11 protein-coding genes are annotated in these 10,830 nt (G+C 68.1%); 2 read left to right on the top strand and 9 right to left on the bottom strand.

Annotated elements, in window-relative coordinates:
- The 4 genes from ACFTZB_RS37105 to ACFTZB_RS37090 form a co-directional block, all read right to left on the bottom strand.
- Positions 1-1,365 (bottom strand): acetyl/propionyl/methylcrotonyl-CoA carboxylase subunit alpha (locus tag ACFTZB_RS37105; protein ID WP_378439590.1); only part of this gene is annotated, 1,365 nt, incomplete at its 3' end.
- 132 nt (positions 1,366-1,497) lie between these two features.
- Positions 1,498-2,874, bottom strand: a complete 1,377-nt coding sequence (locus tag ACFTZB_RS37100; RefSeq protein WP_378439588.1) for a condensation domain-containing protein — start codon at positions 2,872-2,874, stop codon at positions 1,498-1,500.
- A gap of 21 nt (positions 2,875-2,895) precedes the next feature.
- Positions 2,896-3,312 carry a SufE family protein gene (locus ACFTZB_RS37095; protein ID WP_015890050.1) on the bottom strand — a complete coding sequence of 139 codons (417 nt, stop codon included), beginning with the start codon at positions 3,310-3,312 and terminating at the stop codon, positions 2,896-2,898.
- Positions 3,309-4,208 (bottom strand): sulfurtransferase, encoded by a 900-nt coding sequence (locus tag ACFTZB_RS37090; RefSeq protein ID WP_378439585.1) that lies wholly within the window; start codon positions 4,206-4,208, stop codon positions 3,309-3,311. Before ACFTZB_RS37090 ends, ACFTZB_RS37095 begins: the two co-directional genes overlap by 4 nt.
- 147 nt (positions 4,209-4,355) lie before the next feature.
- Between ACFTZB_RS37090 and ACFTZB_RS37085 the strand changes: the two genes are divergently transcribed.
- Entirely contained in the window at positions 4,356-4,766 is a 411-nt protein-coding gene (locus tag ACFTZB_RS37085; RefSeq protein ID WP_378439583.1) for a group III truncated hemoglobin, read from the top strand.
- On the opposite strand, the gene ACFTZB_RS37080 is transcribed toward ACFTZB_RS37085, so the two are convergent.
- Positions 4,733-6,175 (bottom strand): condensation domain-containing protein, encoded by a 1,443-nt coding sequence (locus ACFTZB_RS37080; RefSeq protein ID WP_378439581.1) that lies wholly within the window; start codon positions 6,173-6,175, stop codon positions 4,733-4,735. The two genes, ACFTZB_RS37085 and ACFTZB_RS37080, sit on opposite strands and share 34 nt — an antisense overlap.
- Complete coding sequence (locus ACFTZB_RS37075) at positions 6,175-7,692, bottom strand: condensation domain-containing protein (protein ID WP_378439579.1); 1,518 nt, start codon at positions 7,690-7,692, stop codon at positions 6,175-6,177. Before ACFTZB_RS37075 ends, ACFTZB_RS37080 begins: the two co-directional genes overlap by 1 nt.
- A gap of 249 nt (positions 7,693-7,941) precedes the next feature.
- Here ACFTZB_RS37075 and ACFTZB_RS37070 point away from each other — a divergent pair, with 249 nt between their 5' ends.
- Positions 7,942-9,660, top strand: coding sequence for an MFS transporter (locus ACFTZB_RS37070; RefSeq protein ID WP_378439577.1), 1,719 nt, complete (start codon positions 7,942-7,944; stop codon positions 9,658-9,660).
- Here ACFTZB_RS37070 and ACFTZB_RS37065 read toward each other — a convergent pair.
- The 3 genes from ACFTZB_RS37065 to ACFTZB_RS37055 all read right to left on the bottom strand — a co-directional run.
- On the bottom strand, positions 9,643-10,287 hold the full coding sequence (locus tag ACFTZB_RS37065; protein WP_124396537.1) for a nucleoside triphosphate pyrophosphatase: 645 nt from the start codon (positions 10,285-10,287) through the stop codon (positions 9,643-9,645). The genes ACFTZB_RS37070 and ACFTZB_RS37065 overlap by 18 nt on opposite strands.
- 10 nt (positions 10,288-10,297) lie before the next feature.
- Positions 10,298-10,654: an acyl-CoA carboxylase subunit epsilon gene (locus tag ACFTZB_RS37060; RefSeq protein WP_378439574.1), complete on the bottom strand. Its 357-nt coding sequence runs from the start codon at positions 10,652-10,654 to the stop codon at positions 10,298-10,300.
- 23 nt (positions 10,655-10,677) lie between these two features.
- The coding region (locus ACFTZB_RS37055; RefSeq protein WP_378439592.1) for a carboxyl transferase domain-containing protein at positions 10,678-10,830 on the bottom strand (153 nt) is incomplete at its 5' end.

The raw sequence follows: 10,830 nt of genomic DNA, 5'->3' as shown, positions 1-10,830 counted from the left end.
GTCCCATTCGGTTTCGATCCACTTGGTGTAGACGTCGAATGAGGTGCCGTCGCCGATGAAGGCGGGGTCGGAGACGATGGCCCGGTGGAACGGGATGACGGTGGCCAGGCCTTCGACCTGGAATTCGGCGAGGGCGCGGCGGGCCCGGGCGAGGGCTTCGTCGCGGGTGGCGCCGGTGACGATGAGCTTGGCGAGCATGGAGTCGAACTGGCCGCCGATGACGGAGCCGGTTTCGACGCCGGAGTCCATCCGGACGCCGGGGCCGGTGGGGGGCACGAACTTGGTGACCGGGCCGGGGGCGGGCAGGAAGCCGCGGCCGGCGTCCTCGCCGTTGATGCGGAATTCGAAGGCGTGGCCGCGGGGGGTGGGGTCCTCGAGGATGTCGAGTGCCTCGCCGTTGGCGATCTTGAACTGTTGCAGCACCAGGTCGATGCCGGCGGTTTCCTCGGTGACGGGGTGTTCGACCTGCAGGCGGGTGTTGACCTCGAGGAAGGAGACGGTGTCGCCCTGGACGAGGTATTCGACGGTGCCGGCGCCGTAGTAGCCGGCCTCCTTGCAGATGGCCTTGGCGGAGGAGTGGATGCGGTTGCGTTGGTCGTCGGTGAGGAACGGGGCGGGGGCCTCCTCGACGAGTTTCTGGAAGCGGCGTTGCAGGGAGCAGTCGCGGGTGCCGGCGACGATGACGTTGCCGTGCTGGTCGGCGATGACCTGCGCTTCGACGTGCCGGGCCTTGTCCAGATATTGTTCGACGAAGCATTCGCCGCGGCCGAACGCGGCGACGGCCTCGCGGGTGGCGGAGTCGAACAGTTCGGGGATTTCCTCGATGGTGTGGGCGACCTTCATGCCGCGGCCGCCGCCGCCGAAGGCGGCCTTGATGGCGACGGGGACACCGTATTCCTTGGCGAAGGCGACGACCTCGTCGGCGTTCTTGACGGGGTCCTTGGTGCCGGCGGCCATCGGGGCGTTCGCTTTTTCGGCGATGTGGCGGGCGGTGACCTTGTCGCCGAGGTCGCGGATCGATTGCGGGGAGGGGCCGATCCAGATCAGGCCGGCGTCGAGCACGGCCTGGGCGAAGTCGGCGTTTTCGGAGAGGAAGCCGTAGCCGGGGTGGATGGCGTCGGCACCGGACTTGGTGGCGGCGTCGAGGATTTTGTCGAACACCAGGTAGGACTCGGCGGAGGTCTGTCCGCCGAGGGCGAAGGCTTCGTCGGCCAGGCGCACGAACGGGGCGTCGGCGTCGGGTTCGGCGTAGACGGCGACGCTGGCCAGGCCGGCGTCGGCGGCGGCCCGGATCACCCGCACTGCGATCTCACCGCGGTTCGCGACGAGCACCTTCGTGATGTGCGCGCTGGCATGACTGGGCACTGAGCCTCCTGTGGTTCGCATGGTCTGTCTCCGCGGTGGTCCCCGGGGGTGTTCACCGGCGGTGGGTTACGGCATCACTTCGGAGTCTAGGCACCGAACGGATCGGTGTTGCCACCGGACCGAATATTGCCGTCAGGCCTGTCCGACGCTGCGCAACCCTACCGAAGGGTAGCTGGTTGAAACCTGTTCCAGTTGCCGGCGGAGGCTCGCGACCCACGTGTGGACGCTCGCGGCAGCGATGTCGTTGCCCGGATACCGGACCGCCAGATTGACGCCGCGGGGGGTGCGATTGATCCATGCGTACACGTCGTGGGTGTACTGCCGGCTCCGCAACGCCCGGGCGTTGCGTTCGTGCCAGCGGCCCGCTTCGGGCACGAACCGGACGTCCATGTAGGAGACGACGAAGCGCGGCCGGATGGGGATGTCGAGTTCCTTCTCGATCTGGTCGAACGGGACCACCGAGATCGGTTTCGTCCGCGCCACGCTGTCGGCGGCCTCGCGCGCGACGGCGGCGAAATCGTCCGAGGTCACCTCGAAGTCGATCGGGCTCAGACCGACGAACCAGCCCAGCGCGGACGCCCACTGCGGGGAGTGCCGGGTATGGACCGGAGTGACCGTCCGGAAGCGGTCGTCGCCCGCCACCTCGGCACCGGCCAGGCCGAGGCACGCGAGCAGGCCGGGGAAGAACCCCACATCCGCCTCGCGGCACGCCGAGTTGAACGCGGCAGCCTGGTCGGCGTCGAGGATCCACGCGGACAGGTTCTGCTGGGCATACGACGTGCGCGGGCCGACCTCCAGGGGGAACTCGGGGAGCCCCGGCCCCTCGAGTGCGGACCGCCACACGTCGAGCGCTTCACGCTTCACCTCGGCGTCGGTGGAGTTCTCACGCTCCTCGCGGCCGAAGTCGATGTAGCTGCCGACGGGGAACAGGTTGGCCGTGCGGCCGGACAGCGCCTCCTCGTACAGGACGGTCAACTCGTGGGCGACGAGCACGATGGAGAACCCGTCGATGATCGAGTGATCCGCCGCGAAGAACACCGTGAACCGGTCGCGTTGCACGGTTTCCAGCGTCGCGAAAACGTACGACGGCCAACTGTGCGGCGAGGCGTACTCGTCGAACAGTTGCTGCAGGTGCGCGAAGTTGTCGCCGCCGGCGGCGTCGTAACCGTGGCTGACGACCCCCACGTGCAGTCCGCCCTGCGGCACGGTCCGCCTGCAGACCCGCTCGGTCTCCATGTCGAACGTCGTGTGCGAGCGCAGCACCTCGTGACGATCGGTCCACTTCTCCAGCGCGGTCCGGAACGCGGTGACGTTCAGTGCGCCGTGGATCTCGAATGCGGTGCCCAGCCAGGATTCGCGACCGTCGGCATCGGCACACCGGCGCAGATGCGCCTCGTGGATGTACGACGCCGGACGGGGATCGTCCACCCACTCCGAGCGGGCGCACGGCAGCCATTCGGTGAGCGCACCCACCGGAACGGGGTAGTCGGCAAGTTCGGTGAATTCCATCGGTATGTGTTCAGACCCTGCCTAGCCGCGAAGATGCCGCTTGATTCGCGCGAGCATCGCCGACATGCCGCGCAACCGCAGCGGACTGACGGCGTCGGCGAGCCCGAGCGCCGAGTAGAAATCGTCCGGAACGCCGAGGATGGTGACAGCACTGTGCCCGTCCAGGCCCTGGTGCAGGATCGACGCGAAACCCCGCGTCGTCGGTGCCTCCGCGGGCGCGCTGAAGTGCAGTCGCACGTGCTCCGGATCGGAGTCGTCGACCGACAGGAACAGCGGAGACTGGCACTCGGGCACCGGTTCCATCGCGTCCTGCTCGAGTTCGGCAGGCAGGGGTGCCAGTTCGCGGCTGAATTCCAGCAGCAACTGCAGCTTGTCCGAGCCGTCGACGGCGGCGAAGTCGTCGACGATCTCGGCAAGCGAATCGGGCAGTTCGGTCATGACGTTGCGCCGGGAACATCTCCCGGCTCTTCACCCCTGACGATCGGAACGCGCACCATGTTGCCCCATTCCGTCCACGAACCGTCGTAGTTGCGGACATTGGGGTAACCGAGCAGGTGGGTGAGGACGAACCAGGTGTGGCTGGAACGCTCACCGATCCGGCAGTACGCGACGATGTCGTCGTCGGCGGAAACACTGCCGTAGATCTCGTTCAGTTCACCGCGCGAACGGAAACGGCTGTCGGGTGCCGCGGCCTTGGCCCACGGAATGCTCTGCGCGCTCGGGATGTGGCCGCCGCGGAGTGCGCCCTCTTCCGGGTAGTCGGGCATGTGGGTGCGCTCGCCGGTGTACTCCTGCGGCGAACGGACGTCGATCAGCGGTCCCTTGCCGAGATGATCGAGCACGTCGTCCTTGAACGCGCGGATCGGGGCGTCGTTGCGCTCGACCACCGGGTAGTCGGTGGGGGAGGTCTCGGGGACGTCGAACGCGGTGTCCCGGTTCTCGGCGATCCACGCGTCGCGGCCGCCGTCGAGGAGACGGACGTCCTCGTGCCCGAACAGCGTGAACACCCACAGGGCGTACGCCGCCCACCAGTTGCTCTTGTCGCCGTAGATCACGACGGTGTCGTCGCGGCTGATGCCCTTGCGGCTCATCAGCTCGGCGAACTGTTCCCCGTTGATGTAGTCACGCGTCACCGGATCGTTGAGATCGAGGTGCCAATCGACCTTGACGGCGCCGGGGATGTGACCGACGTCGTAGAGGAGCACGTCCTCGTCCGATTCCACGACCTTGAGGCCGGGTGTGCCCAGATTCGCGGACAGCCACTCCGTCGACACGAGCCGACCGGGATTGGCGTACTCGGCGAAGGACTGGGTGGGATCTGGCGCTACGGGCACGGGTGGGCTCCTGGGGCAGATGCGACGGGGACGGATCAATTCTAGGCGGACGCCGAAGGTTCTTCCGACCGGCGTTCACACTTACCTTCCGCACACGGTGAGGACGGTGACAGCGGGCGCGTAGATTCGCACCCGAACGGAGGCCTCATGCCCGACATCGCGACGCGCGCCGACCTGGAATTGCTGCTCCGGCACTTCTACGGCCGGGCATTCGCCGACCCGGTCCTCGAACCGGTATTCGAGACGCTCATGGTGATCGGCCTCGACGACCACCTGCCCGTCATGTGCGACTTCTGGGAGACGATCCTGCTGCGCACCGGCGTCTACCGCGGCAGCGTCGGCGCCGTGCACCGGGCGCTGCACGGCAGGCACGGATTCACCGACCGGCACTTCGACCGCTGGGTCGAGCTGTGGACGTCCAGCGTCGACGAGTTGTTCCTCGGCGACGTGGCGCAGCAGGCCAAGAGCGAGGCGGCCGGGATCGCCGTCGGGATGCAGCGGCGACTGCTCGAGCCCTCCCGCGGTCAGACGACCGGAGTGCCCTCCAGGTTCAGCTGACTGGTGAGCTCCGCGATGGGAGTGACACCGTTCTCGCAGATGTCCTGCATGATCTCCCGCAGCCCTACCACGAACTCCGTGACCGCACGCCGTGCCGTCGGCGTCTCGGGGAACCGCGACCGCAGCGCGAGACCGCGGTGGGTGCGTGAGATCCAGAACTGGGCATCGTCCGCGACCGTCACGTTGCTGATGTGATGGGCGTTCAGTTCGTCGTGGTCGTCGGTGCCCGGCAGCTTGCGGTAGTCGATGTAGGAGACCATGAACACATCGGTGCGGGTCCGGCGATATCCGTCACCGAGTGCCTCCCGCACCTGGGCCATCGTCACGCCCTCGAGCGTGAGTGCCGTGCGGAACGAGGCGTGGGTGTGCGCCAGCGAGGCTTGGAAGTCGCAGTCGGGGGTCAGTTCGACCGTCAGCGGCGCGCTCGTCGTGAGCCACCCGATCGCGTTGGCCCACTGCGGGTCCCGGCGGATGTGCAGCGGAAACTGCAACGGCATCCGGTCGGTGCCGTTGATCGACTGCACGGCCAGGCCCATCGCGGTGAGCGTCCCCGTGAACAGGCTTCCCCCGGAGTCCAGGCAGATCTCCTCGAACCGGTCGGTGCCCGAGGCGTCGAGGAGGGGACGCACGTCGGCGCCCTGCGGGGCGGGCCTGCCGGCCTCGACACCCAGATCGAGCGGGAAACTGGGCGCGGTACCGCCGCAGCGCTCGTAGAAGCGGGCCCATTCCCGCACCCGGGGGTCGCCCATCTCGGTGACCGGCGCCTCGGCCTCGAGTTCGCAGTACCGCAGGAAGCTCCCCGGATCGCCCAGTTCCTCCGTCAACTGCGCCTCGGTGAGCACATCCGAGCGCCCGAGCCCGATGATGCGCTGATAGATCTGCCGGAGTTCGCCCAGCGCGATGACGAGTGAATACCCGTCGACGAGTGTGTGATCGAACGCACTGACCACGGTGTAGTGCGAATCACGCTCGATGGTCGCGAACAGGTAGGCGGGGAACGTCAGCGGATCGCACGCCTCGGTGAACCGGTACCGCAGATGGTCGCGGAGCTCGTGCGGTGACGTCGTCACCGAGGACTCGGACGCGACGACGGTGATGTCGTCGGGGTCGAGATCCACCCGGGCCATTGCATCCGGGCTCACGTCGAAGCCGGTCTGCAGCGTGTCGTGACGCCGGATGAAGTGCACCAGCGCCTGCGCGAGCGCGTCCCGGTCGAGTCGGCCGGGGAGGTCGAAAGCCGCTGCCATCCAGACGCTTCGGCCGACACCGTGCGTGCGTGCGGTGTCGAGATGGAACTGTTGGTTGTACGACGGCGGCACCGCCGAGGCCGACACTTCGCCCGGCGCGACGGACCACTCCGTCACCAGGCCGGGTTCGAGCATGTACCGGTCGATGGACGTGACGTGCACTACTCCGCCCCTGTGGCAGTCGCGAATTCCGCGGCCGCCGGCGCGAAGGGCGTCACCGTGTAATCGCCGTCGCGCGCCACGGTTTTCATGATGGTCGACAATCGTTCGGCATACGCGCTCACCGACCGGTGCGCCTCCTCGGTGTCCGGATGCGAGACAGCCATCCACGTGCCCTCGAGAACACGGTTGATCCAGATCGACGCGATCTGGGTGGCCTTGCCACCCACGATGCCGGTCGCGCGGGTCGACGTGAAATTCTCGGTCTGCGGCAACCGCCGCCCGTCGATGTACGACACGATCGGCGGCGGTGCGAGCGTGGTGTGATGCGACGTCGCCTCGGGGCCGGCCTGAGCGAGCACGGTGTCGATCACCTGCTGCACGGACACCTCACCGAGAGCCTTGCCCGAACGGTAGGCGTCCTGCGCGCGTCCGGCGAGCCCGGTGAACGTCGTGGCATCCTCCAGGGCGAACCCGACCGGAACGAGGTTGATGAACCACCCCTGGGACCAGTAGAACTGCGGATCGTTGCGAGTGGTGAGGGGGGACAGCGCCATGTAGCGGTCGCGCCCGACCAACTCGTGTTCGGTGATGGCAAGGGCCGCGAACACGCCGCCGATGAAGTTGGAACCGTGGGCCTTGCACACCGCGCCGAACCGCTCGCATTCGTCGGCGTCGGCGAGGTCGAACCGGCTGCCGATGGCCGGTTTGGGTGCGTCGGAGGCGCCGAGGTCGAGGGGAAAGCTCGGGAAGGTTCCGCCGTTGCGGGTGAGGTGGCCGATCCAGCCGTGGACCTCGGGGGAGGCGAGGGTCAGCGTCGCAGCCTTCTCCCGTTCCCGCCGGCTGTACTCCACGTAGCTTCCCGGATCCGGCAGTTCGGGCTCCGCGCCGTCGAGTTCGGCCTGATAGAGGATCCGGGTCTCGGCGAACGTGAGGATCATCGACTGCATGTCGGTGTGCGCGTGATCGACGGCGTGGAACAGGGTGAAGCTGTCCTCGGTTCCGGGTGCCCCCGTGTCGTAGTGCTCCACCACACCGAACACGAATGCAGGCCAGGCCAGCGCGCTCGTGTCGTTCGCGAAGCGCGCGGCGATGTGGTCACGCACCTGTTCGGGGGTGGTGAGAGCCTCGCCCTCGTGTGCGGTGAGCGCGATGGAGTCGGCAGGCACGACGTGCCGCCGGACCGCGTTGCCGGCGTCCGTGGGGTCCGCGTCCGCATCCTCGAACGAGAACCAGCTGTGCAGCGTGTCGTGCCGCAGGACGTAGCGCTCGAGGGTGCGGGTCATCGCCGCGCGATCGAGCCTGCCCGGAAAGTCGAACGCGATGCCGATCCACGGTGACTGGGTCTCGCCGTTGTTCGCCGCCTGCCGGGCCCGCCGCAGATGCCGTTCCTGCATCGTCGTCGGCAGCGCCGGATCCACCGGCGCCTCGGCAGCCGCACGTGCACTCGCGTCCGTGACTTTCCACTCGACTACCCGCCCAGGTTCCGGCTTCCAGTGGGTGATCAAGTTCAAGTCCATCGAGCGGCTCCTGGTGTCGAATCGAGATTGCGAGATCGGTCGGGTGTGGCACGGCCTTCTCGCAACAGGATGCGGCACCGAGTGCCTTACCGCGAGAGGTAAAGAAGTATGAGACTGATTACAGGCCGGTCCCAGTTTAGTCAAGTGTCAGCCAAAGGGGTTCTACGCTGCAAGTTCTTCGCGTACCATCCAGCAACTTCGGAACAACCTCACAGCAACCCGTGAGGTTCGAGCCGCTAGCCTGTCCGGATGCCTGTGACCCAGCGTGACGCACTCTATCGGGGCGAACTCGGTCGGTGGGTCCCCTGGCTGGGTCTGGCCACCAGTCTCGCCGCCGTGTTCATGCAACTCCTGGACGCGACCATCGTCAACGTCGCGCTGCCGAGCATCGCGGTCGATCTCGGCGCCTCGGTGTCGGCGCAGTTGCTGATGGTGAGCGTCTACACGCTGTCCTTTGCGTGTTCGCTGATCACAGCGGCGCGACTGGGGGATCTCCTCGGCCGGCGACGCGTCTTCCTCACCGCACTGGCCGTCTTCGTTGTCGCCTCACTGCTCTGCGGGCTCGCCCAGACGCCGACCGCTCTCGTCGTGTCGCGGGCGCTGCAGGGGCTCGCGGCGGGGTCGATGTCGGCGCAGACGTTCGCCATCATCTCGGGACTCTTCCCGAAACGCGCCCACCCGCGGGTGTTCGGGATCTACGGCGCGACCATCGGGCTCGCCACGATCTGCGGCCCGCTCGTCGGCGGACTTCTCATCCAGTGGGACCTCTTCGGCTGGGGCTGGCGGCTCATCTTCTTCGTCAACCTCCCGCTCGGTCTCGCCGCCCTGGTCCTCGGTTACTTCTATCTCGTCGACGCGAAGCCGGACGGTGTTCGCCAACTCGACCTGGGCGGCACCGTGCTGTCGGCGGTCGGGCTGTTCCTCCTGATCTTTCCGCTCGCGGAAGGACGCGAACGCGGCTGGCCGACGTCGATCGTGGTGATGCTGCTGTGCTCGGTGCCGGTGCTGATCGCCTTCGTCGTCTACGAGTGGCGGCTCGGGCGCCGCGGCGGCGACCCCGTCCTGCGCCTGGAATTGTTCACCGACCGCGCGTTCTCGCTGGGCGCGGCCATCGCGTTCGTGTTCTTCGGCACGCTCACGTCGCTGATCTTCACCATCTCCCTCACCCTGCAGTTCGGGTTCGGGTTCTCCCCGCTGCGGGCCGGGATGATGACCTTGCCGTGGGCACTCGGCACCGGTCTCGCGGCGCTGGCCTCCGCCGCCGTCTACCGGCGCATCGGCAACCTCGTCCTGCCGTCGGGGATGGTGCTCTTCGCAGGCTCCCTCGTCGTGCTGGCGGCGCAACTGCAGCACGAGGGCACCGACCCGAGGTGGTCGGCGCTGGCCGGGCCCCTGTTCATCGGGGGAGCCGGGCTGGGATTGTTCGTGGCGCCGCTCCAGACGGCGATCCTCGCGACCGTGCGACCGGAGAACGCGGGTTCGGTGTCCGGGCTGCTGCCGACGGTCCAGCAGGTGGGCAGTTCGATCGGGCTCGCGGTGATCGGCGTGGTGTTCTTCAACCTCGTCGCGACGCAGTCGGCGGACGCGGTGCAGGCCGAGCGGCCGGCGCTCACCGCTCAGCTCGCCGAGGTCGGGGTGCCGCCGGGGCTGATCCCGCGTGCGGAGGAGACGTTCGTGCGCTGCGCGTCGGAACAACTCGGGTCCACGTCCCCGATGAAGGTGCCCGACGAGTGCCGTTCAGCGGTATCGGGAGGGGCCCCGCTCGGTGCTGCCCAGCAGCAGATCGCCGACTCCGCGGTGGTCGCGGCCCGGGAATCGACCCGCAGTGCGGCAGGCGAGGCGTTCCTGCAGGCGGAACGCCGCATCCTCTGGATCATCGCGGCGGTCGCCGCGGCCATCGGGGTGGCGTCGCTGACCCTGCCGCGCCGGAACCAGCTGGTCGACGACCGGTCAGTCGCCGCGGCCTGACGTCGCCCACAACTCGGCGACGCCGACGCCGACGTCCGCGAGCAACCTCCGGACGAGTGGCAGACCGATCCCGATCACGCTGGACGGGTCGCCCTCGATACGGTCCACGAACCATCCGCCGAGGCTGTCGAGGGTGAACGCACCCGCGACCTGGAGCGGTTCCCCGGTCGCCAGGTAGGCCTCCAGATCGGCGTCCGGTGGGCTTGCGAAATGGACCACGGTGGCGCTGTGATCGTGTGCGTCACCCACCACCGCGCCCTCGGCGATCCGCAGGACGCTGTGCCCGGTGAGCAGGGTCGCGCTACGGCCGGCCATCGACGACCAGCGCTCGCGCGCGACGTCGACGCTCCCGGGCTTGCCCTGCAGGGCGCCGTCGATCAGCAGCATGGAGTCGCATCCCACGATGACGGCATCCGAGATCCCGTCCCGTGCGAGAACGGGGAGGACATCCTTCGCCTTGGCGCGGGCCAGTTCGGTGACGACGTGCTCGGGGGCGGCGTCGGCACCGAGTGCCGCGATGAGGGCGTCCTCGTCGACTCCGGAGACGCGCACCACCGGTTCCACCCCGGCGCTGCGCAGCACAGCCAGCCGCGCCGGGGACGCCGAGGCGAGAACGAAGGACGTCACGAGGCCCGGATCAACGCCGGTACGCCGATACGTTCGGGAACGCGTACGGCGAGAACGGGGCGACACTCCGGTGCATCCGGGTGGGGGCACCCCAGGACTCGGGCGGGATACCCGAATCCGGATCACCGCTGCCTGCGGCCGCGACCGCGGACAACACCGCGACGAGTGCCGCGATCTCCTCGTCGGAGGGCGAACCCTTGACCACCTTCAAGAACGGCTCGCGGGCCGCATCGGCTGCGGCACCGTCGGCGGGGAGGTCGGTGACTGCGCCCTCCTCGAGCGTGGTGTCCGCTGCGGAACCGTTGACTGGCGACGACGCATCCGGACTGGTCTCGGTGCCCATGTCGTCCTCGGGGAGATCCGTCACTCTGTCCAATGATTCGCCGACGCTCATAGCGGGATGTTCCCGTGCTTCTTGGGCGGGAGGGTGACCATTTTGCGTTCGAGTAGGCGCAGGGCGGCCACGATCTGTCCGCGGGTGTGGGACGGGGGGATGACGGCGTCGACGTAGCCGCGTTCGGCGGCGACGTACGGGTTGACGAG

The sequence above is a fragment of the Rhodococcus sp. NPDC057014 genome, assembly GCF_042673295.1.
In the GTDB taxonomy this organism is placed as follows: domain Bacteria; phylum Actinomycetota; class Actinomycetes; order Mycobacteriales; family Mycobacteriaceae; genus Rhodococcus_F.
Note: the sequence above shows the minus strand (reverse complement) of the source record. Positions and strands in the feature narration are given on the sequence as shown.

Bases quoted from the DNA above. Each gene is read 5' to 3' on its own strand.
- ACFTZB_RS37085 (WP_378439583.1), top strand. From the start codon at position 4,356: ATGCCCGACATCGCGACGCGCGCCGACCTGGAATTGCTGCTCCGGCAC.
- ACFTZB_RS37075 (WP_378439579.1), bottom strand. From the start codon at position 7,692: ATGGACTTGAACTTGATCACCCACTGGAAGCCGGAACCTGGGCGGGTA.
- ACFTZB_RS37095 (WP_015890050.1), bottom strand. From the start codon at position 3,312: ATGACCGAACTGCCCGATTCGCTTGCCGAGATCGTCGACGACTTCGCC.
- ACFTZB_RS37070 (WP_378439577.1), top strand. From the start codon at position 7,942: ATGCCTGTGACCCAGCGTGACGCACTCTATCGGGGCGAACTCGGTCGG.
- ACFTZB_RS37100 (WP_378439588.1), bottom strand. From the start codon at position 2,874: ATGGAATTCACCGAACTTGCCGACTACCCCGTTCCGGTGGGTGCGCTC.